General features: G+C 40.6%; 21 protein-coding genes. 3 read left to right on the top strand and 18 right to left on the bottom strand.

Annotation, left to right across the window (positions count from 1 at the left end):
* Nucleotides 1-107: 107 nt before the first annotated feature.
* Nucleotides 108-377, bottom strand: coding sequence for a hypothetical protein (locus tag IOC57_RS08065; protein WP_207438230.1), 270 nt, complete (start codon nucleotides 375-377; stop codon nucleotides 108-110).
* Nucleotides 378-1,384: 1,007 nt separating this feature from the next.
* On the opposite strand from IOC57_RS08065, the gene IOC57_RS08060 reads away from it, so the two are divergent.
* Together IOC57_RS08060 and yppF are read left to right on the top strand one after the other, a co-directional pair.
* Nucleotides 1,385-2,674 carry an MFS transporter gene (locus IOC57_RS08060; protein WP_207438229.1) on the top strand — a complete coding sequence of 430 codons (1,290 nt, stop codon included), beginning with the start codon at nucleotides 1,385-1,387 and terminating at the stop codon, nucleotides 2,672-2,674.
* 323 nt (nucleotides 2,675-2,997) lie between these two features.
* The gene (gene yppF, locus IOC57_RS26495; protein WP_207438228.1) at nucleotides 2,998-3,180 is read left to right on the top strand and encodes a YppF family protein; all 183 of its coding nucleotides are present in this window, start codon (nucleotides 2,998-3,000) and stop codon (nucleotides 3,178-3,180) included.
* A 193-nt stretch (nucleotides 3,181-3,373) separates the two neighbouring features.
* Here the strand turns inward: yppF and IOC57_RS08050 are convergent, their stop codons facing one another.
* The 8 genes from IOC57_RS08050 to IOC57_RS08015 all read right to left on the bottom strand — a co-directional run bounded on the left by IOC57_RS08050 (nucleotide 3,374) and on the right by IOC57_RS08015 (nucleotide 12,421).
* Entirely contained in the window at nucleotides 3,374-4,699 is a 1,326-nt protein-coding gene (locus IOC57_RS08050) for a GntT/GntP/DsdX family permease (RefSeq protein ID WP_207438227.1), read from the bottom strand.
* A gap of 56 nt (nucleotides 4,700-4,755) precedes the next feature.
* Nucleotides 4,756-5,478 carry a GntR family transcriptional regulator gene (locus tag IOC57_RS08045; protein WP_207438226.1) on the bottom strand — a complete coding sequence of 241 codons (723 nt, stop codon included), beginning with the start codon at nucleotides 5,476-5,478 and terminating at the stop codon, nucleotides 4,756-4,758.
* A gap of 17 nt (nucleotides 5,479-5,495) precedes the next feature.
* Nucleotides 5,496-6,509, bottom strand: coding sequence for a sugar kinase (locus IOC57_RS08040; RefSeq protein WP_207438225.1), 1,014 nt, complete (start codon nucleotides 6,507-6,509; stop codon nucleotides 5,496-5,498).
* The gene (dagF, locus tag IOC57_RS08035) at nucleotides 6,502-7,257 is read right to left on the bottom strand and encodes a 2-dehydro-3-deoxy-phosphogluconate aldolase (protein ID WP_207438224.1); all 756 of its coding nucleotides are present in this window, start codon (nucleotides 7,255-7,257) and stop codon (nucleotides 6,502-6,504) included. Before dagF ends, IOC57_RS08040 begins: the two co-directional genes overlap by 8 nt.
* A complete protein-coding gene (locus IOC57_RS08030) occupies nucleotides 7,254-8,363 on the bottom strand; it encodes a DgaE family pyridoxal phosphate-dependent ammonia lyase (protein ID WP_207438223.1) in 1,110 nt (369 codons plus the stop codon). The genes dagF and IOC57_RS08030 overlap by 4 nt, the downstream gene beginning before the upstream one ends.
* Complete coding sequence (locus IOC57_RS08025) at nucleotides 8,341-9,444, bottom strand: amidohydrolase/deacetylase family metallohydrolase (protein ID WP_207438222.1); 1,104 nt, start codon at nucleotides 9,442-9,444, stop codon at nucleotides 8,341-8,343. The genes IOC57_RS08030 and IOC57_RS08025 overlap by 23 nt, the downstream gene beginning before the upstream one ends.
* A gap of 654 nt (nucleotides 9,445-10,098) precedes the next feature.
* Nucleotides 10,099-11,688, bottom strand: coding sequence for a long-chain-fatty-acid--CoA ligase (locus IOC57_RS08020; protein WP_207438221.1), 1,590 nt, complete (start codon nucleotides 11,686-11,688; stop codon nucleotides 10,099-10,101).
* Nucleotides 11,689-11,974: 286 nt separating this feature from the next.
* Nucleotides 11,975-12,421: a MarR family winged helix-turn-helix transcriptional regulator gene (locus IOC57_RS08015; protein WP_207438220.1), complete on the bottom strand. Its 447-nt coding sequence runs from the start codon at nucleotides 12,419-12,421 to the stop codon at nucleotides 11,975-11,977.
* Between the two features lie 120 nt (nucleotides 12,422-12,541).
* Here IOC57_RS08015 and IOC57_RS08010 point away from each other — a divergent pair, with 120 nt between their 5' ends.
* Nucleotides 12,542-13,729 carry an MFS transporter gene (locus tag IOC57_RS08010; protein WP_207438219.1) on the top strand — a complete coding sequence of 396 codons (1,188 nt, stop codon included), beginning with the start codon at nucleotides 12,542-12,544 and terminating at the stop codon, nucleotides 13,727-13,729.
* A 311-nt stretch (nucleotides 13,730-14,040) separates the two neighbouring features.
* Here the strand turns inward: IOC57_RS08010 and IOC57_RS08005 are convergent, their stop codons facing one another.
* The 9 genes from IOC57_RS08005 to murQ all read right to left on the bottom strand — a co-directional run bounded on the left by IOC57_RS08005 (nucleotide 14,041) and on the right by murQ (nucleotide 25,218).
* Nucleotides 14,041-15,084, bottom strand: a complete 1,044-nt coding sequence (locus tag IOC57_RS08005; RefSeq protein WP_207438218.1) for an oxidoreductase — start codon at nucleotides 15,082-15,084, stop codon at nucleotides 14,041-14,043.
* Between the two features lie 60 nt (nucleotides 15,085-15,144).
* A complete protein-coding gene (locus IOC57_RS08000; protein WP_207438217.1) occupies nucleotides 15,145-15,573 on the bottom strand; it encodes a DUF1801 domain-containing protein in 429 nt (142 codons plus the stop codon).
* A 387-nt stretch (nucleotides 15,574-15,960) separates the two neighbouring features.
* Nucleotides 15,961-17,436, bottom strand: coding sequence for an N-acetylglucosamine-specific PTS transporter subunit IIBC (nagE, locus tag IOC57_RS07995; protein ID WP_207438216.1), 1,476 nt, complete (start codon nucleotides 17,434-17,436; stop codon nucleotides 15,961-15,963).
* A 187-nt stretch (nucleotides 17,437-17,623) separates the two neighbouring features.
* Nucleotides 17,624-18,862, bottom strand: a complete 1,239-nt coding sequence (locus tag IOC57_RS07990) for an exo-beta-N-acetylmuramidase NamZ family protein (RefSeq protein WP_286184626.1) — start codon at nucleotides 18,860-18,862, stop codon at nucleotides 17,624-17,626.
* 13 nt (nucleotides 18,863-18,875) lie between these two features.
* Entirely contained in the window at nucleotides 18,876-20,816 is a 1,941-nt protein-coding gene (locus tag IOC57_RS07985; RefSeq protein ID WP_207438215.1) for a glycoside hydrolase family 3 protein, read from the bottom strand.
* Nucleotides 20,817-21,031: 215 nt separating this feature from the next.
* On the bottom strand, nucleotides 21,032-22,042 hold the full coding sequence (locus IOC57_RS26305; protein ID WP_207438214.1) for a MupG family TIM beta-alpha barrel fold protein: 1,011 nt from the start codon (nucleotides 22,040-22,042) through the stop codon (nucleotides 21,032-21,034).
* Nucleotides 22,039-23,409, bottom strand: a complete 1,371-nt coding sequence (locus IOC57_RS07975) for a PTS transporter subunit EIIC (protein WP_207438213.1) — start codon at nucleotides 23,407-23,409, stop codon at nucleotides 22,039-22,041. The genes IOC57_RS26305 and IOC57_RS07975 overlap by 4 nt, the downstream gene beginning before the upstream one ends.
* Nucleotides 23,410-23,440: 31 nt before the next feature.
* On the bottom strand, nucleotides 23,441-24,298 hold the full coding sequence (locus IOC57_RS07970; RefSeq protein ID WP_207438212.1) for a MurR/RpiR family transcriptional regulator: 858 nt from the start codon (nucleotides 24,296-24,298) through the stop codon (nucleotides 23,441-23,443).
* Nucleotides 24,299-24,309: 11 nt separating this feature from the next.
* The gene (murQ, locus tag IOC57_RS07965) at nucleotides 24,310-25,218 is read right to left on the bottom strand and encodes an N-acetylmuramic acid 6-phosphate etherase (RefSeq protein WP_207438266.1); all 909 of its coding nucleotides are present in this window, start codon (nucleotides 25,216-25,218) and stop codon (nucleotides 24,310-24,312) included.
* Nucleotides 25,219-25,412: the final 194 nt, after the last annotated feature.

The following is a 25,412-nucleotide window of genomic DNA, read 5'->3' as shown; positions in this document are numbered from 1 at the left end:
TCCCTGAATCCTGCTGACAACATAAATGGCCGCACTTACGTACAATGGAAACTCGGAATTAGGAATCGATTATTAAAATATTCTTGACTCACTATCCGATGCCTGATTCAGATCTCCACACAAGAACGATGTCGGGACAGATATTGAAGATAGGATGTCCATATTGTTTCAATTTGATAAAGAGAAATGAAAATGGCCGGTTTTCTAAGGGAAGCACTTGCGGCAAGATCGTTTCGCTTCCTGCCAGAGAAACCCCGGTAGCACACTGCCCTCTGCTTTGCATGTTCATCTGATTCACGTTTCGATGGATTGTAATCTAGGTTTACTTTCTTCCGTCTGACAACAGCTGCCCCACGAGTCGTATTAGATATGATCAACGCCTTCACCACTTTCGGAATACAACTAGTAGGATCGAGAGCATTTGCCAAGCCCATCGAATGTCCGAGCAGTAGACCGACTGCAGACTAAACTTTCGGAAATCTTTCAATATATCTGCAAACTGAAAATATCCTGAAATTCTCCTTTTGGATCATACCGTACCCTGGTGCATCGCTATGCAATTGCTCTAAATTCTTCATTCATCTGACAGAACTGGTGTCTCCTTGTTTCCCAAACCACGCGGGATAACAAGCGCTTTTCCTGATCCCTATTCCAGAAAATGAATCGGGCATTCTTCCAATGGGGATAACTGGCATCCCTTTCTACCCTTTACTCTTCATGTTTAAATAGAATAGTGTTTATGTGTCAATTAAAGCATATTTACATATATAAAACTATTTGGAAGACCTAGCTTAATTGACGTATCCCGTTATAACCAATTTTACAAGTGAAAACAAATAAATGAATACATCGATATTTTCTGGCAAATTATGTTTTTATCATATCAAGTATTTCATATATAAAACAATATAAATGAATTATAGATTTTCCTGATTTTAAATTCAACATCAACAAGTCAGAATTTTTAATAATTTAATAATAATTAGTTTTTTTGACACAAAAGATTAAATCTTCTTCCATTTTTAAATCCGTTAGAGGGCCCATCCACTCATTCGAATAAATGTTTCTCAACTTTAAATGGATGAAACGGAGTTCGATTTCTGATGAAGCGCTTACAAATATGTTTATTCTAAAAATACAAAATTATCAAAATATTGAATTGACAATCAAATTGTTTTAATTTATCGTAAATAAAGTAAAACTTTGTTTTCCTTACAAAACATTACCGTTACTTTTTTATGTTTCACTATTTTAAAGAAAGGCGGGATGAAGTTCTTAAATGAAAAATCAAAACTAGTACCTTTCTAAAGGGAGAGCCTTGAAAGACTTATACTCAATGGCAAGTGTTTTAAGGAGTGCTAAAAAGCTACAAGGAGATGGTATTATGTTAAATGGGCAAAAAAGATGGTTGTATATTGCCGTCCCAATTTTTTTCTTTTGGTTTTTCGGACAAATTGATAAGGTTGGCATTTCCATCATTCAAACAGATCCGGAATTCTTGCATGCACTCGGCATGACAGGCGATGACAAAAATGCAAAGATCGGTCTTCTATCTTTTGTATTCACCATTGCTTATGGAGTTTCAAACCTTTTTTGGGGCTTCATCATTGATAAATTAGGTGCCCGAAAAACAGCCATCGCCGGTTTATTCGTTTGGACTCTTACGATGATTACGTCAGGCCTGGCAAATTCATATGAAATGTTTTTAATAAGCAGGGTAATTCTTGGTTTTGGTGAAGGGATGATGATTCCAGTTTCCGGAAAGTTCATTTCTAACTGGTTTAATAAACACGAATTGGGGAGGGCCCAGGCCTCATGGCTTACCGGAAACTATTTAGGTCCGGCAATGGGAGCGGTTGTTTTGGTGCTCGTGATATCTTTACTCCACTGGCAAGCAGCTTTCTTTATGCTTGCAGCCTTCAACTTATTTATAAATATCCCTATGTTCATCTTTTTGACGCGGAATACACCAGAAGAGCACCCCCGTATAAGTAAGGAGGAATTGGCTTTCATTCGACAAACGGATAATGAGGTGAAAGCAACCGTCCCCTCCGAGAATAAGAGTTTCGCCCAAGATTATCGTTTCTGGATTGTTTGGTTCGGCATGCTCGTATGCTCCTTCTTATTTTTTGGGATCAGCATTTGGCTCCCTACCTACCTCATTGAAGCAAAAGGATTCGAAAAGGAAGGAATGTCGAGCATTACTTCACTTTCCTGGCTATTCGCTTTAGGATTTGTGTTGGCATGCGGTTTTCTGGCTGACAAAACCAGACGTCCAAGTTTGATGGCCACGATTCTATTTTCATTGACGGCTGTCTTTCTAGCTGTAGCAATCATCATCCCCAATCCTATTCTGGCCGGACTATGTATGGGACTGGCCATGGGTTGTCAAGGTGGTGTGTTCCATCTAAGTAATATGCTCATGGTAAAATACTCAACACCTGAAACGGCAGGACGGGCCGCAGGTCTTATTGGATTCACGAATATCATGGGCGGCTTTTCGAGTTATATCATGGGATGGCTTCGTGATTTGTCTGGCGGGGACTTCAGTACGTCGATCGCCATGCTGATTTTTGCAGCCATCTTAGGTTTGGGAGCTTATTTATTCTCCATTAAGAGAGAATCCGCAGAGCTGCACTTATCACCTATACCTGTACAAAAGATACAAGTATGAAGCTGAAGCCCTTTGTAAAATCTGGACCAACCTTTTTTTATCACTTTGATGAACTATCCAACCCTTGAATTTCAAGGGTTTTTGTCTTGAGCCTACTTAAAAGCAAAACGGTAGAATAGGAGTTAGAAAGAGTCCAAACCAGAATGTTCCGCTCTTTTTTTGCCTATCCCGATAATATTTTGTCATTTCTCCAGTTCTAGCCCGAATCATTCCTTTATTTGTATAAATATGTCGATAGTTAAAATATTCAAAAAATGATATTTTATTGAATACCCATGTTATATTGTTAATGGAAAAAAATACTTGTCAAGTAAGGTGAGTGTGTGATTATAGAAGTTTTAATCCTCCATTATATTCAGGAAAAACGTCAAAAGCCTAACCATGCCAATGAATTGTTGGATTATATTCAGAATGAATATGTAAACGGAAAGCTGTCGATCTTTCAATATAAGAGTCTCTGTCAAGACTTATATCTTCGAGGAGCAAAGCAAACGTCTTCTGGATGAAACTACACCCTTGTCACTATTCAAACAACTTCCAATCAAAAATGAATCTTGTTTCTGATTTCCCGCAATCGACCTATCTTTTTTTTAGAGTAAATCCGGTTATTTATTTAGTAAGAATAATAAAAGCCTCCGTGATCTGTCACCCCAAGACAGATCACGGAGGTAAATACGACTTATTCAGACCCTTTATCTCCTAAATGAATATATCAAAAATTAAAACCAAACCGAATGCCACGAAGGAAAGTAAGGTTTCCATGACTGTCCATGTTTTGAATGTTTCTTTAACGGTTAATCCCATATATTCCTTTACTAACCAGAAACCGGCGTCATTAACATGGGAAAACATAAGTGAGCCTGCGCCCGTAGCAATAACAAGCAATTCTATATTAACCCCCGTCATATTGGCAACGACAGGTGAAACGATCCCTGCTGCCGTGGTCAAAGCGACGGTTGCAGAACCTGTGGCAACCCGAATCAATCCGGCCACAAGAAATGCAAGGACGATCGGGGATAAAGAAATTTCTTCAGACATGGAAGCAATGGCAGTCCCTACGCCACTATCAATTAAAATTTGCTTGAACCCTCCGCCAGCACCGATAATAAGGATTATGGAAGCTAATGGCAATAAGCATTCTTCCGTCAATTTTTTAATTAGTGATTTGTCCATTCCCTGTCTGTAGCCTAAGAAATAGTAAGCTGCAAAGCAGGAGATTAATAGGGCGATCACTGGACTCCCGATAAACAATAAGAATTTTTCAATGGAACCGGGTAACGGCAGATAAGGAGCCACTACAGTTAAAACCATCAATAATACAGGTAAAAGGATGATGAAGAACGAAACTCCAGTGCCCGGTAATCCACTTGACTTTGTTTCCACCCTGATCAATTCCGGTTCTCCAACAGGAATAACCCGTTTATGAATCCATTTTGCGAATAGAGGTCCCGCAATTACAGCAGTCGGGAATGCGATGATCAATGAGTACAGAAGTACTTGCCCCATGTTAGCATTATAGATTCCAATAGCTGTCATAGCACCCGGATGCGGAGGTACCAGCCCATGTACGATCGATAAACCAGCAAGTACTGGAATACCAATCAATAAGATGTTCACTTTGGTTGACTTCCGAATGGAAATGACCAAAGGCAGCAATATTACTAAACCAACCTCGAAAAATACCGGAATGCCGATGATGAAACCAGATAAAAGCATGGCCCATGGCAGATTCTTCACACCGAATTTATTAATGAAAAAGTCAGCAACCTGCATACCGGCTCCAGAGTCGGACATCATCTTTCCTAAGATAGTCCCCAAGGCCAATATTCCAATAAGGTGACCAAGGACCGCCCCGACGCCCGTTTCATAAGCTCCAACAATCTTATCCATCGGCAGTCCAGAAAAAACCGCTAAAAATAAACTGGCTACAGTCAAGCTAATGAATGCATGCCATTTCCACCATGATACCCCCAAAATAACAATTACGATTGCTATCAGCGTGATTCCTAATAAATACAGCTCCATATATTCTCCCCATCCCTAAGAAATCGCTTACAATCAAACCAATACAATAAATGGGATTATTGTACCGGCTCGTTATATGTCACAATGTAGTTCTGCTTAGCCGTATTGTAATACCCTTCACTGTATTCCATAACATTTCCGTCCCCATCACTGGAAATCCGAATTCTTTTTAGTACAGGACTATTGTTTTCGATTTTCAGTGTTTCGCAAATGTGATCCGGAGCGATAGCGACGGCAAACTCATCTCTGAATGTTTCAAGTTTAAGGTTTTGACCTTCCAAAAAGCGATACAATGAATTGATTTGGACCTCTTTTATCTCTTCTTGGCTTAAATCAAGTGATACATAATGTGTAAAGTAAATATAAGGTTCATTGTCCAGTAAATATATCCGTTCGATACTTATGCAATGGTCACCAAATAAAGATTGCAGGTTAGGATCTGAAGAAAGGTCAACTTGACTTATGTTTAACACCTTCTTTAATATGGAGTGCCCTTCCTCCACCAACAGCTCTGTGAAACGCTTTCCTTTGGAAAGTTTGACAATCGAACCATTAGCAATGACTCTAGTGCCTTTGCCGCTTTTCTTTTCAACATACCCCTCTTGCACAAGTTCTTTGATGGCATTACGGACAGTGACCTTACTTACGTTAAATTCTTCTTCCAAAAGAGGCTCAGAGGGAATGTTTGTGTCGATGGCATAAACCCCATGTAAAATACGATCCTTTAATATTTCTTTTATCTGTAAATACATCGGTCCATTTTTTCTGTTCACATTCATTCCTAATCTCCTGCCTTTTATCTCTTAATATCTTCCATTTTACCTTCCATTGCCGAAAGTATCTCCTTTTCGGTTGACAAAGGAGTATCTCCAACGACAGTACATGCAAGCATTCCTGATACAGCCGCAAACCGAACTGTCTTTTCAGGAGGATATCCACGTAATTCACCATGTAAGATTCCGCTGGTATACGCATCGCCTGAACCTATTCTATCATATACGGAAAAAGATAGAATATCGGAAAAGTAAAATGTTTCTTCCTTGTACATATACCCCCTCAACGTATGGCTATTATCACTTTTGATTGAACGATGTGTGCCTGCTATTGATTGAATATTGAATATCCTGGCCACTTCAGGGATCAATTCAATAAGCTGCTTTTCCCTTGTGGAGCCTTCTGACTCCATACCTAAAATATATAGGGCATCTTTCTCATTCATCATGACGATATCAGCCAAAGAAAGCATTTCTTCATAATGAGGCTTTGCGTCAGCGTAACCTCCCTCCCATAAAGAGGGGCGGTAATTGCAATCGAAACAGACTGTACCGCCTTTTTCTTTGACCTTTCTAGCCAGGATCTTCATACTTTCCCGGACATTTTCCGCCATTGCAAGCGTGATTCCGCAAAAGTGGATGATATCCGCACTTTCCGAAATCATATCCAGATCATAATCGGATAAGGAGGCTGTATTAAAACTGCTTTCCAGTCGATTGGAATATGTGACACGGCTCGCCCGCTGTCCAAAACCATTTTCCAAAAAGTACATCCCCATGTATTTGCCACCCCTAGAGATGAAGTTCCTTCCAATCCCTAATCGCTGCAAAGATGAAATCGCAGAATCCCCAAGCGGGTTATCCGGTAGCTTTGTCACAAGATACCCATCATGTCCTAACTTTGTCATCGCAGAAGCAACGTTTACCCCCGTGCCTGAAAAGGAGTATTGCAGAGTGTTGGCCTGGGATAGCAATTCATACCCTGGTACCTGCAAACGCATCATTACTTCCCCGAATGCCACAATCCTTTTAGGCATATTTTTCAACCAATTTTTTTGTTAAGGCTAATAATTTCCGGACATCCTCCCCATTCGTTTTTCCAGTCTCTTCATCAATGATGGAAGAATAAACATGGGGAATGACTTTAGGCACTTTTGCTTCTAATGCTATTTCTAGTATGGTCTCGAAATTATCTAAATCGATTCCACCTGTTGGTTCCAAAGCAAATCCCTCTTCACCACAAGCTTTTGCCACAGCACGATATTCTTCTTCATGCTTTAGGCCTTTCATCGGAAAGTATTTCAATGCATTTCCTCCCATATCGCGAACCAGCGCAATGGCTGCTTTGATAGGCACAATGGCAGTTTCACTTGCGCCTGCACTTACTGGACCAGTGGAGATATTCACATAACCGACTTTCCCAGATGGAGAAACAAGTGAATTTATCCAGCTATCCTTCTCACCTAAATTGGCCCTCGTAGCACCAACAGCCGGAAAAACCTGGTTGATATGACTGCCTGGATAGTATTTTGCTATTTCTGTGACAACTGCTGCCTGTCTATTATCGCCCGCGCCCAATCCTATTGAAACGGCCTCATCAATGGCTTCACCGTATTCTTTCATTGCTGTTACACCAGCTTCCACAGTTGGATAATCCTTTGAGAGTACACCCACCAATACATGTCCTTCCGCTGCTTCAAAGACTTCCACTGCATTTTCTACACTATTTGCAAGTACATTTAAGGCTACACAATCATGCAATAACCGTTTGTTTATGTTTGTCATCCTTTTTTTCCTCCTAATATGGTTCTTAATTGAGCTTCAATGACATTTATATCATCACCTTGCAATGGGCGTGGATCTATATCGAAAAAGCCTTGCCGTATCCCATAATCACGAGTATAAATGGCAATATCCCCATTTCTAAGCTGCTCGTTCACATCTTTCGCCGTTGTTTCCGTTATCAAAGGATCAATGGAAATACGTGCTCTATATATGGCACGACCGGCTTCATCCTGGACTATCGTTACTTTTACGCCATTAATGGAGTCAAGTGATGTGAGGACTTGTAAACTAGCTTTTTCTTTTTCGCTGTTATCCCTCTTGACAAAATATTCATCCAATGCCTGAAGCAGCCCAAAGGTAGTTTCCTTACCGACCTTCATGCTCCTTCCGATACAGTGAAATTGAACCTTTAACCATTCGATATATTTTTTTCTGCCAGCAACGATACCGGATGTGGGTCCTTCAATGGCTTTTGATCCACTATATATCGCTAGGTCAGAATAATGTACATATTTCCCCAAATCCTCCTCCGCTGCTGCGTCGACAATCAGAGGGATATTATTCGATTTGGCCACTTCCCATGCTTCTTCGACCGATATCATATTTTTCTGAACAGCATGATGCGATTTCACATATAAAATGGCAGAAGTATTTTCATTTATGGCATCCGCAATATGTTCCGCCTTCCCTTCGTTTGCATATCCAACTTCAACCAATTTTCCGCCACCAAGGAAAATCATGGTTTCAACCGGGGCACCGTACTGAACGTTATGACCTTTAAACATGATGATTTCATTCTTTTGAATGCGGTCTTGATGAAGCCTTTCGCTTTTCCTTCTGTTTCCTTCAGTAACGATTGCCGCTACTGAAAGCGCAATTCCGCTTGATGCTGAGTTAACGACGACCGCTGCTTCAGAATGAAGCAAATTTGCTATATGCTGTCCTGACTTATCGACTAAATCAGAAATTTCCACATAATTTTGCCCACCTTTTTTCATCGCATCCATCACTGTGTCAGTAGGGGCAGAAACCCCTAATATGCTCATTCTTCCACTTGCATTGATGACTCTTTTCAAACCGTATTTAGCATTCAATGAATTCTCCATTTATAACCACTCCTTTAACAACAACACTTTTTTCTGCCATCCTTTTTTCACCATCGGAATCCAATAAAAGGGTCTGCTCATTCTCAACCGAAAATAAGGTTAAGTTCGCAATATCCCCAGCTGAAATCCTACCTAGCTCTGGTTTATTCAACCAAGCTGCTGCATTGACAGTAACGGCATCTATTACTTCTTTTAATGGATAACCGAGGTACAAAAATTTTGTAAGCACATTTGCCATATTAAAAACTGGCCCATTCTCTCTGTTTTTACGATATATATCCGTACTGATCGTATTGAAGCGAATTCCCCACTTTTTCGCCATTTCTGCTGTTTTAAAAGAAAAGCTTGCCGTTCCATGGCCCACATCCAAATGAACACCACGTTCAATCGCCTTACATAACTTAGGCAATGGCTCTTCTCTTACATCAAATAAATTATTCGCTTTACCATTTAAGAAATGTGTAATAATATCCTTTTCCTCAAGTAAATCAAGGACTTCCTTAATATCAGGCGGCCCTGAACCGATATGGACCATTAACGGTAAACCAGTTTCATCCGAGAACTTCCTAGCGATTTTTAATGGCTCGACACCATTTGGACCAACCACACTTTTACTAATTCTTGCTTTAAGTCCAACGATAAAATCTCCGTATTTGGAAATTGCCTTTCTTAATTCACCTTCGTCCAGCCATGAAATATCCGATAACTCATCAATCCTTTTCAATCCAATCCGCGAAATATTCAGAAAGGCGAAAACATTCGTTTTGGAATTTTCACAACTGCTAACCAGATCAGATATCCTATCTGCCCCCGTGCTTCCCGCATCAATGACCGTCGTTACACCAGTTTTATATCCAATCTCGTCAACCTCATCACCATAAGGATCGAATTCCGGGAAAGCATGTACATGCATATCAATCCATCCGCTGGAAACAAAAACTTTTTGATCATAATCTATTATCTTATCTCCTGTTGCAGTTCCGGGAAGTGCGATTTCTTTAATCATCCCATTTTCCAGTATGATATCCACTGCATTCCCCTCTAACACCTTTACATTCTTAAGAACTAACGTATCTGTCATTTCCCTCATCCTTTTCGGTACATCCTATCGATTGCAAGTGCTTTGTATACGGTTACACTGAATTGTGTGAGAATTCATTTCATTTCTCTTTACAAAAATAGATTATCATATTTTGTCGAACTAATCAATATAACGTTATAATGTTTGATTTAAATTTACGGAATTTTTAATGGACCATTGCTTATTTATTTTTCTATGTGCTTATTTAAATCTTCCATAGCGTAAGCTCATTTAGATTTTTTAGAATTTCACTCGGCTATTCTTAAACTAACCATTGATGTAAGTCTCTACAGAAATAATGCTTTTAAAGTTTAATTTAGATCCTTTTTTTCTTTTTATTTAACCATTAATCCCATTATTTAAATCAAATTAATAGATGATAATTGTACTTATTTCTATATCTCTAGGTTTTATTTTAAAGATGTTTTCAGTGATAATGGCTGATCGGAATTTATTTTCTATGTACAACATATTCCAAAAAAAGAAAAAAACATCGCGTCAATTAGTCGACCTGATTCCTAGTACTACAGAGGAAATGGTGCTTTCCAAAATAAAAAAACCAAGAATGCTTTAAATCAGCATTCTTGGTTTTTTATTTGCCGTACTTTTCTTTTAACTTTTTATAGCAAACCCGTAATATATGTCGCGTTCCTATTAATTTACCTTTTTCGATCCTTTCCAATGGAGTTCCCTCAAACGGTATTTTTGTAGCTTACCTGTTGCCGTTTTCGGTAAAAACTCTACGAATTCAACTTTTGTCGGTGCTTTAAAATGGGCCATTTTTGAGCGGCAAAAGGTGATGATCTCATTTTCTGTCACTTCCGCATTGGGGTGCAGGACAATGATTGCCTTAGGCGTTTCTCCCCATTTATCGTCTGGGATGGCAATGACCGCCGCCTCCAAAACATCTGGATGTTTATACAATACCCCTTCCACCTCTGTTGAGGAAATATTTTCTCCCCCGGAAATGATTAAATCCTTAGCCCTGTCCTGTATTTCAATATATCCATCAGGGTAGGTCACTGCCAGATCCCCAGTATGAAACCAGCCATCCTTGATTGCTTCGGCCGTCTTTTCCGGATCCCTATAATATCCTTCCATTACAACATTGCCGCGAGTAATGATTTCGCCTAATTCCTTTCCATCCCAAGCGACTGCTTTCCCATCTTGATTGACTACCATCGTTTCCCCATTGAAAACCAATTCAATACCTTGTCTAGCCTTTATTATTGCTTGTTCGTCCCCCGATTTAGCTTCAAACTCATCCTTCCACTCGTTATAGAGGATGAAAGGGGAAGTTTCTGTTAATCCATATACGTGAATCATATTCAAACCAAGGATTTCTTGGGCCTTTTGTATAAGCGCTGCTGCTGGAGGAGCACCTGCTGTCGCCATCCTAGGGCGGACTTTGATATTTGTTTCCTTTGCTTTAGAATCATTCACTAGCATATTGACGACAGTTGGTGCCCCACATAACAAGGTAATATTATGACGGGCGAATAATTTGAGGATATGAGGGGGATCAATTTTCCTTAAACATACATGAGTCCCGCCAGTAGCCGTCACCGACCATACACCTCCCCAGCCATTCGCGTGAAACATTGGCAGGGTATGTAAGTATACATCGTCATGCTTCACTCCAAGGTGATAAATGAAATTAGCGGCGTTCATGTAATTCCCGCGATGGGTTAACATTACCCCTTTTGGTTTTGAAGTCGTTCCACTCGTATAATTTATAGTCAAAAGTTGATTTTCATCGATTGTAACCTCTGGCAACCCTATATCAATTGCATGCAAAATGAAATTCTCATAGTCTATTCCAGGTAAAGTGGTTTCATGTCCTTCAACAGGCACGATAATGATTTTTTCCAATGAAAGTCTAGTAATGATCTTTTCGATCGGAGCGGTGAATTCTTCATCGACTATCAACATTTTTGAATCGCTATGTTTGATGATATATTCCAAATCCTCTGCAGCAAGCCTATAATTCAAAGGAACCATTACCGCTCCCATTTGACAAATGCCATAAAAACATTCCAACATATAATGCGTATTGGGCAACATTACTGCAATATGGTCACCTTTTTCAATTCCCGAAGAATAAAGTGCTTTGGAAAGTTGATCGGCCCGCTGCCCGAATTCCTTGTATGTAAACTCTTTCTCTTCATCGATGACTGCGACTTTCTGAGGATAATATTTTACGGCCCTGCGCTTCCAATCCATTGGGGTTAATGGGGAAAACATTTTTACCATCTCCTTTTTTGAGATTCTCCGCTTACAGCATACTTCCTCTGCCTGGTTCTTCATGATGAGTCATTGAAAAAATTTCTTAATCCTTTTGATACATATTCATTTTCCAAACGTCATATCTTCTTAAATGGATTTCTAACATATAAACGGGGGGAGCATACCCTGATGTTTTTTAATTATTCTGATAATTCACCCCTTAAAAACAGTGGGATTCACTGCTTTAATTTATAGATAGAGCTTCTTCTTTCTATTATAAAGGAAATTGTACATGTCAGGAAGACTATATTTTATTCTCTATGTGTGACGACACATGTTCGGTGAGTTTTCCAACGATTTGTTTAAGCCGTTCCGTTTCCTCTTCATTTAGGACGCTATAATAGTCACGAAAGACTTTGGCAAAACTCTTATTGATGGAATGGTAGGATTCCCTACCAATTTTGGTGGATTGGATAAGAACGACCCGCCGATCATCCTCACTGTGTACCCTCTCAATCAATTTCTTCCGTTCAAGCCGGTCAATTAGGGCAGTTCCTGCTGCTGGTTTGATCTTCAAATGATTCGAAATATCTTTAACAGCTATGGATTCATTCAAGACTATTAATTGCAATGCGCGATACTGTACAGAAGTTAAATCATATTTAACCAATAACGGTTCCACCAATTTCTGTGAGAGGCTGCTTAGTTCCTTGATTTCTAGGTGTAGATTATACAATTCACTTGAATGCATGTTTGACAATCCTTTCTTATTGACACTATCTATCTAAAACTATAACATAATTAGCGTATCAAAAAATTAACCATGCGAATTAAATTGGTTAATGATTTTTAAGAGAGAGAGAGGCTGTCCATGTCAGCAGAACAACGCAAAAAGATCATTATCCTCATGATCAATATGTTTATAGCAATAGGAAGTTTCGGGATCATCATTCCCATATTACCAGCATACCTGGCCTCCATTAATCAAGGCGGAACCGCCGCTGGCCTAATGATTGCCATTTTCGCAGGTGCACAACTTATTTTTTCGCCAATTGCCGGAAAATGGACTGACCAATTCGGACGCAGAAAAATGATTATTTATGGATTGGTCGGTTTGACATTATCCATGTTTATTTTTTATGCAGTCAATCCCATTTGGTTATTGTATGCTTCACGTATCATTGGAGGGATTGGAGCAGCTTTGCTTATACCCGCAATTTTTGCTTATGTAGCCGATATCACCACATTTGATCAACGCGCCAAAGGCAATAGTTTAGTATCTGCCGCCATGTCCCTGGGAATTGTAGTCGGTCCAGGAATTGGAGGTTTTTTAGCTGACTTTGGCTTGAAGTTTCCCTTTTTGATTTCTGCGCTCGTATCCCTATCAGCAGTGGTATTTTCGATTTTTGTTTTAAAAGAAAGCGAAACGGCACAGGCTACTCAAACCATGGATGCAAAAACAGAAACGATGGTTCGGAAGATTGCCTTATCCGTGAAAATGCCCTATTTCATCCCACTCATCATTACTCTTGTAATGAGTTTTGGCTTAATGGCATATGAATCTGTAATTGGTCTTTATCTTGATAATCAATTCAATTCAAGTCCTAAGGACATCGCCGTCATGGTTACAGCCACCGGTATCGTCAGTGTAATAGTACAACTGTTTGTCGTAGACCGGATTGTACGGCGTTTCGGGGAAGTGAATGTGCTGAATATCTTCATCAGTGTTGCAGCCATCGGTTTCCTCCTATCACTTTTTGCTACAAGTTACCTGATTTTCTTTTTAATTTCGCTTATCATCTTCCTTTCCACTTCCATCTTACGTCCAGTTCTTAATACACTGATTTCCAAGATGGCAGGAAATGAGCAGGGCTTTGCAATGGGGATGAATAATGCGTATATGAGCATCGGAAATGTGCTCGGACCTACACTTGCGGGAATGATGTATGATGTCCACATTACCTACCCGTTCATGTTGGGCCTGTTCCTCTTATTTATTACTTTGATGATTACCATGGCTTGGCAAAAACGATCTCTTCATGCAAAAGCCTTATCTTAGAGCTTAATGGGGCATTACAAGTCTTATACCTTAATGGCACCCCCGAGTAGCAGCCGCTATTCGGGGGTGTTTTCATAATGATGATTTTATTTTTCCCTCTTATAATCGAAATTCTTCAAAACAGTATATTCTAGTAAATGTACGAACCATACGATTATTTGCTTCAAATTCACGAGTAAATGGCTAAAAACTCATGCGTACGCTCGAATTCACTAGTTTTTGCTCCATTTGTTCCTTAAGTTAATGATTTTATTAGACCAAAATAAAAAGCGGCCTTATTTCTGAGAATAAGGCCGCTTATCATAATGATTTCATTTAATATATACGGCTTTTTTCCCATTACTACTTTCAAAAGCCGCATCAATGATTTTAATGACCGATAACCCCTCTTGGGCAGTGACTGGAGCTGTTTTCCCGCTCAATATACTTTCGGCAACGGCCTGGTAATACGTTAAATAAGATCCATGCCGTGTTTCAATGGTTTCATGTACCTCATTTTCTCCTTCAACCGTAACCAGCTTACCATAGAATTCAGGATCATCTGCACCCCAAGAGTCATCCATCGGTTTTTTCCCCTCGCTTAGGGCAGCCTCTTGGCAATCGAGACCGTATTTGATAAATGATCCTTTACTTCCATGCACCTGATACCGCGGTCCATTATACGGAACGATTGAGCCTGAATGCAAGATAACCCTTAGCTTTTCATATCCTAATATCACGTGGAAATAATCATCCGTTTCTGCATTTTCTTTTTGGGAAAATACATCTGCCCAAACGAATTGCGGCAATCCAAACAAATGCAGTGCCTGATCGATGAGATGTGATCCTAAATCATAAAGCATGCCTGATCCCGGGCCTGGTTTTTCCCTCCATCTATCCCTGACCATAGGCCTGTATCGATCATAATGGACTTGATATGTATTGATTTCGCCAAGCACTCCATCATCCATAAGTTTTTTCACAGTCAAAAAGTCATTATCCCATCTCCGGTTATGATAGACACTTAATAGCAGATTCTTTCCCTCGGCAATCTTAATGAGCTCCTCTGCTTCCCAAGCTTCCACTACCATCGGCTTTTCGAGGATGACATGCTTCCCTGCCAACAAGCTTTGCTTGGCCATTTCATAATGCAAACCACTCGGTGTCGTAATAACAGCCAAATCAATGGACGCGTCTTCAAGAATTTCCTCTAAGCTCCTTACCACTTCCACATCTTTCAAATCTTTCTGGACCTTTTCCTTATTGGAGCTGACAACTTTCGCTATTTGAAACTGCCCTAAAACACTTAGTAATGGCGCGTGAAAAGTAGCTCCTGACAATCCATACCCAACTATGCCCACTTTAATTTTTCTCATTTTCGTTCCCACTCGCTTTCTTCTTCCTCTTAAACAATTATAGGCTGATCATACCTTCTATTATATTTCATTGTCCGGGTACATATCTCTCAAAAACCCGACAGACTGATTAATCAATTCCTTCAATACATTAATATCGATATCTGCCACTTTATTGATGTACACACACCCTTTTCCGGAAGTGTGTTTTCCAAATGCCTGTAACAATTCTTCCCTTTTTTCATCTCCTGGAGCGAAATATAAACTGATTTTAGCTTTTCGAGGGGAAAAGCCCACCAGAGGGGCATCGCCTTCGTGACCTGATTCATATTTATAATGATAGATACCGAACCCGATGATGCTCGGTCCCCACATTTTCGCCTCATAACCTGTCGTTTTGGTGAAAACATCCAACAATTCATATGCATCTTCGCGCTTTTTTGGATGCTCGACGTTCTCAATGAACTCAATGACACTACTATCAGTTTCCTTGGTTTTTTGTTTATACATGACCGGAACCTCCCATACTAAAAGTTTGAAAAATGCTCAAGATATCCCTTGCCCAAACTTAGTACACTATATGATCGTGTTTTTAGATTGACGTGTATGTATACAGCCTTCTTTACCGCTGAATTCCTAACTATTCAAATGATAGGCGGACGAGCATCATTACTTATTCTCCAAGATTCATGGCAAACCCTTCATTCAATCCCCTTATATATTATAGAACATTGATTCGTTTTATTCTATTTTAGAGCAGAGTTAATAAAGATAAATCCTTTGCCCGTTTAAGCTGTACTTTATCATAAAAATCTCTACGATCAGAAAATATTATTCCGATCGTAGAATTTTTTGTGTATCGGTTGCATTAAAAGGCAAAATGCAGTTTATCCAGACCTATTGCCGCCGGATCTTTTCAATTTCATCAGCTATGAATTGTACCTGTGTCCCTACGATGACTTGAATGCTTTGGGGACCCACTACATTGATTCCAGCAACCCCTGTTGATTTGATTTTATTCTGATCGACAGCTCCCATACTCTCCACCTCAACCCTTAATCGGGTAACACAGTTATCTACAGATGTTACGTTATCGTCTCCGCCTAACCCCTCATAAATAGCGGAAGCCATTCCAAAGAATTTACTCTCTTTATTCCCGCCTTGACTGTAGTCTGCTTCCGCAATCGCCCCTCCACCATCAAGCTCATCTTCTGTATCATCTTCTCTGCCGGGAGTCATTAAATTGAACCTTGTTATCAAGAATCGGAATAAGAAATAGTAGATGACAGCAAAAGCCAGTCCTTGAAGAAGTAGCATATAAGGTTCATTTGCCATTGGTAATCTTGAACTTAAAACAAAGTCAATGAATCCTGCACTAAAACCAAACCCTGCTGTCCATTGGAAAGTCGCCGCAATAGCTAACGATATTCCTGTTAATAAGGCATGCACAACAAATAGGGCTGGTGCAACAAACATGAAAGCAAATTCCAGCGGTTCAGTAACTCCTGTGAAAAATGAAGCGAAACCGGCTGCGAGCATTAGTGAGGCCACTTGTTTTTTCTTCCGTGATTTTGCCGTATGGTACATGGCAAGGGCCGCAGCCGGTAAACCGAACATCATGACGGGAAAGAATCCTGCTTGATACATGCCTGTGGTTCCTTTTATGCCTGTTCCAGCCCAGAATTTACCGATATCGTTAAGTCCTATTACATCGAACCAGAAAACGGAGTTTAACGCATGATGTAAACCTGTTGGTATCAAAAGCCGATTGAAGAATCCATAGACTCCTGCTCCAGCTGCACCCAATTCACTTATTCCTTCCCCGAATATAACTAACCAGGAGTAAATGAGTGGCCATACGAAGAATAAAATTAGAGAAACCAGTAACATGGCAACCGCAGTAAGGATCGGGACAAGGCGCTTACCGCTAAAGAAAGCGAATGCATCCGGCAGTTCGACCTTACTGAACCGATTATATAGAGCTGCCGCTATAAGACCCGAGAGGATTCCGACAAATGCATTTTCAATTTTCTCAAATGCTGGATTTACATCTTTTGCATCAATTCCCTGCAACATCGCTACCGAGTCCGTGGTGAGCAATGTCGTGACGACTAGATAGGCTACCAGTCCGCTCAAAGCGGCGGCTCCATCTTTTCCTTTTGACATCCCCAACGCCACTCCTACAGCAAACAAGATAGCCATATTGTCAATGATCGAAGAACCTGCTTTTATTAAGAAAGCTGCTAACGGACTTCCCGATCCCCATCCTGATGGATCTATCCAATAACCGATCCCCATTAAAATGGCGGCTGCCGGCAAGACGGCTACTGGAAGCATCAGGGAACGTCCAATTTTTTGTAGATATTTTTTCATTCCGCTTTCCTCCTGTCAATTACTGATTTAGGGCAAACCCCCTATTCTATTAGACAACGGCTCCTTCCATTTTAGAACTTCATTTCATTTATAAATTTGGTTATATTCAGGAATAAAGTCTTAGCGATTTACTCCTCCTTCGAAAGTTCAAAAAAAGAAAAGCCCAACCGGACTTTTCTTTTTCCACTTACTTATAGAGCAAGTAATTTTTGCGAACCTTTTTAAAAGCATCCTGCTTTACTTGATATTCTTTCATGATTTCATTTACTGTTGAACCTTCTTCAATTCTTGACATTACCCAGCCATTTCCAATCAATAAATTGAAATTGTTGGCTGCAAGGAATTCGAAATCACGAGGATATAGGTCATGAATGGTCTTGATGATGTGAAGTCCAGTAGGGACAGCCTTGAACTCCTCTCTATCCGTGATATAAATTTCCACTCCGTGGCTAAGTTTACCTGCATGTTTTGAAAATGTAGGCGTAAAGGAGGCTGCCCTGAATTTTACACCAGGTAACCTTAATGCATTTAATTTCCCTGCAAGCTCATTACTGTTTATATAAGGAGCACCAATCAACTCGAATGGTTTAGTCGTCCCTCTGCCTTCCGAGACATTCGTACCCTCGATCAAGCCTGTAGCAGGATATACGAACGTAGAGGAAACTGTCGGCATATTCGGAGACGGCAAGACAAAAGGGAGACCAGTATCGTCATAATCCATATCTCGCTTCCAGCCTTTCATATTGATGACCTTTAGATCCGCACCAATTTTAAACTCTTTATTGAACAAGGTCGCGAGTTCCCCAACAGTCATCCCATGCTTAAGCGGTATTGGATACAAACCAACAAACGATGAGAATTCAGGTTCAAGTACCGGCCCATCTACCGACTCCCCGCCTTGTGGATTCGGCCGGTCCAGCACGATAAAGGGGATATCATTTTCTTTGGCTGCTTCCATTGCATAAGCCATCGTGTAAATATATGTGTAATAGCGTGTTCCGACATCCTGGATATCAAATACAAGGACCTCAACATCCTTTAACATTTCTGGCGTCGGTTTTTTCGTTTTGCCATATAAGCTATAAACGGGCAACCCTGTTTTTTCATCAATATAAAATTCAACACTTGCACCAGCTTGCGCATCCCCACGCACTCCATGTTCAGGACCGAATAACGCTGTCAAATTAATATCCGGTTCATCATTAAGTAAATCGACGATGCTGGTTAATTTTGAATCGATGCCAGTCGGATTCGTAATCAAGCCGACTTTCTTTCCGCTTAACACGTTCTTTTCTTTTTTTATAAGAACTTCAATACCGGGAATGACCTTTTGCTTTTTCTTCTCTTTAACAGCGGTTACACTTTTTGAGGAGACGATTCCGAAAGTCAACAGAAAAATGGTAAATAGGATTATCATTTTTTTCAAATTGCTTCCCTCCCTATTTTTTAATGGGTCTTCCAGATTTAATATCTAATCCATATCCAAATTTATAAAGGCTTTCATTGGGCTTAGTTACTGATGGTATATCGACCGGCAACTTGCCTTTAGGTTTTGACCATCCAAAAATGGTCGAGATGCCCGCTGGGATATTGGGCTGTCTATAACGCCCATTCGAATACCCTTTGAACCCGTAAACAGCAAGAACCGCTTTTGCTTCTTCAAAGTTTGCGACATCATAAGGGTTTCTTAAACTCATTAAAACAAATTCTTTATCTTTTTTCTTAGCATGATTCATGACCGCCCTAGGGAAGGCTGTTGCCCACGTCGCCGAATCTTGAATACTATCATCTATCACTCCATCATTGACAGCTGGATCGTTTTTGACAATATAGGACCCAGTTATGACAAAGTCCGATCCATCAATGAGTCTGGCCACTTGATCTGAAAATGACTTTCCTGAAAAACTCATGCCCGTTATTTGGACTTTCTTTATTTTCTTTTTATCAGCTAATTCGGTGATGCTTCTGGACATGGATTCAACTTGGTCATCAAAAGGAGCAAGAATTAAAATTTTATCATGTTTCTTAGGTTTGAAAGGCAATGTTTTGTCTTCATTTTTCAATAGGGTGATGGCATCTTCCGCTATTTTCCTTTCATTTTTCAAATGATCTTCATTCCCGACCACTTGAAGCGCGGTTTCAATTTTTTTATCGATCGGAGTGTCGTCAGGGTTTAATATCCCTCGTTTCACTTTCAGTTCAAGTATCCTCGTTACAGATTGATTGACTTCACCTAGAGGAATTTCCCCGCTTTCCACTGCTGCCTTCACTGCATTGAATACAGAGGTTATATTCTTTTCCATTTGAAGCGAATTAACTTGTGCTGGCATCAATGCAATATCAACTCCAGATTTCAAGGCAAGGACCACAGCTTCTTCCTGTCCGAAGTTATCCGCGATGGCTTTCATATTCAAAGCATCTGTAACCACAACACCGTTAAAACCCATTTCTTCACGTAATAGACCCGTGATGACCTTATGTGACAACGTTGCAGGAACCATAATTTCCTGACCGTCTTGTTTACTGATATACGTGGTATCATCGACTGCAGGAAACTGAACATGTGCAGTCATCATCATATCAACTCCAGCATTGATGGCCCTTTGGAAAGGAACCAACTCGATGGAACGCAAACGTTCTTTATCATGAGAAACAAGGGGGAGACCGTAATGACTATCGACTGCTGTATCTCCGTGGCCAGGGAAATGCTTGGTCGTCGCTATCATGTTCTGATTTTGCAATCCTTTTATCGTCTGAATGCCAAGATTTGATACAAGTTCCGGATCAGAACCAAAGGAACGAACGCCAATGACAGGATTTCCGGGATTATTATTGACATCGACTGACGGCCCGAAATTGACATTTATGCCAAGTGACGACAGTTCCTTACCAATGATTACTCCAGATTGATAAGCGTAACTCCCTTTTCTGGCTGCTCCAAGTGCCATATTACCAGGAAGGTTCGTTCCAGTTTGAAGGCGAGTTACGATTCCTCCTTCCTGATCAATCGTTATGAACAGCGGAAGGTCCGGGCTTGCCATCTGCAAACCATCGGTAAGCCGAACCGTTTGTTCGGTATCGACTACATTCTCAGCAAACAGAATCACACCGCCCAGATGATATTTTTTGATGATGCTTGCAACTTCTGAGTTCATTTCAATAAACCCGGTCGCCTTCTCTTCTCCTTGTTTTTGCCAATTACGAAAATCCGGCATGAGCATTTGACCAACTTTTTCATCGATTGTCATGTTTTCTACGATTTCCTGAATGTCTGATACTGATTTTTCATTCTCTGATCCCTTCGCTGTAACATCCCCTCCCAAAATGGATAAAACAAAGAAAAACGCGAGTCCAGCAGGGGCACATATCCTTTTTATCATTTAGGCAGCCTCCCTTGTATACTTTTTAGTTCTGTTAGCAACAATTCCATATCTACCTCCATGAAGGGGTAAAAAGTAAAAATGAATGGAAATGAACTAAATAGATCCTATAAAGAAATCAAGGCAGCATTGGGAATCCCAGCAGCTGCCTCTTTTAACAAGCCTTCATGAAATATACCCATTTACCGTATAAATGATTCATCGTGCCCGATTGGTCACTCAATTATAAGTTTTATCGTTTGACCAGGCTTTAGAAGGGACAGCAAGGGAATATCTTCTTCTATTACTCGCCCTATCACATTAACTCGGTGATTTGCACCCAGATCTCTCTTGCAAATTTGAACCTCTCCCCGATATCTTCCGTAAGCATCATTATCCATCGTTATGGATCCAAGGCTGCGTGCAACTGTATTACTCGGCTCGACATTTTTTGTAACCCTGGTATTCTGCAGCCGGAAAACATCTTGAGAAACATCTGGCCTCAATTTATACTGACCGCCTTGTAAGAGGTTGGATTCTATTCTAACAGTTAAAATATTTAGATTTTTATATGCAGTCAGCTTTTCAAGCAGATTATTCTCCGTTCCTTGATCTCCAACGTACACTCCTTCCACATGTTGAAATAACTCAATACCGGCAGCGTAAGGATTCATCAACCTATGTTTTTCAAGCGTTGGTAGACCCTCATGAAGAGGACCGCGTTTATTTCCTGCACCCGGGATGAAAGCAAAGATCGGTATGCCGTATTTCTTGAACATTCGATTCTGTTCATGAAAGAATGCTTCCTCAAGTCCCGTTTCAAGCCTTGGATAAAAGTTGTGCCACGCTATCAACCTTTCCGGCTCCACACCGCCCCCAAGCACGGCTAAAAGTTCATTTTCATTCAACGTACTTGCATTTAGTGAGAGTGAAAATACCTTCGATAAAGATATGATCGTTTCTTTATCGAACCCATCATCAAGTCGGATACCTTTAATACCCAATGGCCATAAATCCGTAAATTTACTGATCCCCAAATGATGAAGCGTGTTTAATGAGACATCTGCATGGATTTCCATTCCATGGGACTCTGAAAGCTTTAAAAGCGTGATCATCCTCTTTAGGAGATCACCCTTTTCTTCAGGAATATGAAGCGAGGTAAACGCTTTCTTCACTCCCAGGTTAGCAGCATGGATAATTTGTGTTTCCGCATGCGGGTCTTGTAGATAAAAAGAGATCCCGATCACTTGAACTCAACCGCCATTTCATCTTTGAACCCAAACAAATACGTAAAAATAAATCCTGCTATATAGGAAATGAACAACCCAGCGAGGAACAGCCCGATTTGGTTTGGATGAACTAAAAAGGTAAGCGGCAGTCCGGACACACCAATGGACGACGTTGCGATTCCAAATTGAGCTTGGAATGCACCACCTACTCCTGCACCTAAACATGCAGTTAAGAAAGGCCTGCCCAGTGGCAAGGTCACTCCAAATATAAGGGGTTCACCGATACCAAGCATCCCGGAAGGAAGGCCTCCTCCGATAGCTCTCTTCAAACTTGCTTTCTTCGTTTTCATATAGATGGCAAATGCAGCTCCCACTTGGCCCGCGCCACCCATTGCCAAAATGGGAAGTAGTGGATCATCACCAATCGAATTGATCAATTCTAAATGGACAGGCGTTAAACCTTGATGTAGGCCAGTAATGACAAGAGGGAGGAAGGCCGCACCAAGCACGAATCCAGCTACAACACCACCGAAATCCAATACATTCAATAACCCAGTCGTAATGGCATCCGATAAAAACCCTCCTACCGGCATAAATACAATGTAAGTGACCATCCCTGTAATAAGTAAAGCGATGGTTGGCGTCAAAATGATATCCAGTGATTGAGGAATGAATTTCCTGACCTGTTTTTCCACCAAGGCTATGAAAATAGCTGCAAAGAGCACTCCTATCAATCCACCGCGGCCAGGGAGCAAATTTTCACCGAACAATGAAATGTCGCCGACAGCAGGGTTAATGACCAAGATACCTGCCAGTGCACCAAGTGCAGGAGATCCACCGTATTCTTTTGCTGCATTGGTCCCAACCAAAATCCCCAAATAAGCAAACAGTCCCGATCCGATAACGGTTAAAATGATGGCTAATTGCGATTCAGCTGCAAGCCAGCCCGCTTGAACGATTGCTTTTGTAATACCGGTAATCAAACCTGATGCCACTAAGGCGGGAATTAAAGGGATGAAAATACTGGCAATCCTGCGTAAAAAAAGTTTTAATGGTTTTGCATTTTTTCTATCAATCTCTGATTTATTCTTCGAAGCCACTTCTTTTAAGTTCAAATCGCCAGAAGATTCCTCCAGAAGCTTTTCAAATTCTGTATGAACCTTGTTCACCACGCCTGGCCCGAGGACGATTTGTATCGTTTCCTCTTCAATGACGCCAAAAACGCCTTCCGTATTTTTTATCTCTTCCATTTTTACTTTCGAACGGTCGATTGGCAGTACCCTTAGTCTGGTCATACAATGTGCAGCATCGGCAACATTAGATACCCCACCCAATTTCCCCAATAACTCTTCTGCTAAACTGGCGTACTTATCCCCCTTACCCATTCAAAAGCCCCCTTGTCAAATCTCGTATTAATCATTTATATCGATCTGTCATCGATTTAATGGCAGACTTGGTGTTATCAATATATTGGACAGTCTCTTCATATTGCTCTGAAGCCATCCCCAAAAACAAAATGTCAATCATATATAATTGAGCTAATCGTGAGGATGTTGCTGCACTTCGAAACGGTGCTTCGTTCGAAAAGGATGTATATAGTGTGGCGTCACACAAAGAAGATACAGTTGTTTGACCAAAATGAGTCAGCCCGATCGTTTTTACCCCACGTTCTTTTGCCAGCTTCAGTATATTGACAACTTCTGGTGTTTCCCCGGAGAATGAAATGGCAAAAACGATGTCATTTTCATCTGCATTTGCAATCAGTGTCGCAACTAAATGCATATCTGTAAAAGCCGTTGCCCCTTTATTGATGCGAAGTAATTTTTGCTGAGCGTCAGCAGCAACTATATTCGAAGCGCCCACACCGCAAAAGTGGACGCTTTTAGCATTCATCATCAGCGTTATTGCCAGTTTGAGATTATCGTGATCAATTATTTCAGATGTGTCCCGGATGGTCTGAATCGAATTACTCGTTGTTTTTTCCACAATCCGATACAGGGATTCGGAAGGCTCGATATCCCGGTAGCCCTGTTCGACGGTCTTCATCAAATCTCCAGCAATCCTAATTTTCAGATCTTGAAACCCTTTTATTCCAAGCGATTTACACAACCTAATAACAGCTGCCCCGCTTGTTTGGGCGGACGTACTTAATTCCTGTACAGTGCTGTTCACAACTTCATGAGGATTCTGAAGAATATATTCTGCTAGTTTTTGTTCCGATTGCGGCAGCTTGCTCATCATCGTCTGTATGATGGATAATCCTCCTGTAGCCATTGCTTCCCTCCTTAATCTTCATAGATCGAGATTGCTTTCCTGACATCTCCGCCAGAATTTTTCAGCAATTCCATTGCTTTATCATAATCTGTTGCTGTTTTTATCATGACAATCGCTGGTTTAACTTGATTATTTGCCTTTTCAAGCGTATTCAAAGCTTGATCATAATTTGCCTTCGTTACAGTTTCTATGATGCTTATTGCACGGTCCTTCAGTTTTTGATTACTGACATTTACATCAACCATAAGATTTTCATAAACTTTTCCCAACCGGATCATGGTCGCCGTAGAGATCATATTGAGTATCATTTTATGTGCGGTTGCCGCTTTCATTCTCGTGGACCCCGTTAATACTTCCGGTCCAACCACCACTTCAATCCCTATATCAGCTGCTTCCGTGATGCTCGCGTTTTTATTGCTTGATAAAGCCACCGCTTTAGCCCCAACTTTTCTTGCATAACGTAAAGCGCCCCTCACATAAGGGGTACGGCCGCTTGCCGCGATGCCAATGACCGTATCATTTGCTGTAAGGTCCACATCAATTAAATCACATTCCCCAAACTCTTCTTTATCCTCTGCTCCTTCAACAGCCCGAACAAACGCCTTTTCCCCTCCTGCTATTATTCCCAGCACCTTGTCAGGTGGTGTGCTGAAAGTCGGTGGACATTCCACGGCATCCAGCACACCGAGTCTTCCACTCGTTCCTGCTCCGACGTATATGAGTCTCCCTCCTTTTTTCAGCGATTCGCAAGCCCATTCAACTACCATTTCAATCTCTGGCAATACCTCCTGAACCGCTGCCGCCACTTTAAAATCTTCCTTATTGATGGCAGAAATGATTTCCAGCGTATTTACACTGTCGATATTCATCGTCTTTTTGTTTCGTAATTCAGTCGTTAATGAACGCAAATGTTCTTCCATAGACACTTAAATCCTCCTATATCAATCACTTAAATATAATTTCATTTTTTTATAAAAAATATTGAAATTATATTTCATGTTATATTCAATGATAGCGTTTTCATTACTCAGGCACAAGATATTTTTGTAAAACTTGTTAATTAACATTTTTATTTCTTCAAAACCCCAATGACGGAATTAAATTAAATTCGCAT

The sequence above is a fragment of the Bacillus sp. SD075 genome, assembly GCF_017355165.1.
Classification (GTDB): Bacteria; Bacillota; Bacilli; order Bacillales; family DSM-1321; genus Peribacillus.
Note: the sequence above shows the minus strand (reverse complement) of the source record. Positions and strands in the feature narration are given on the sequence as shown.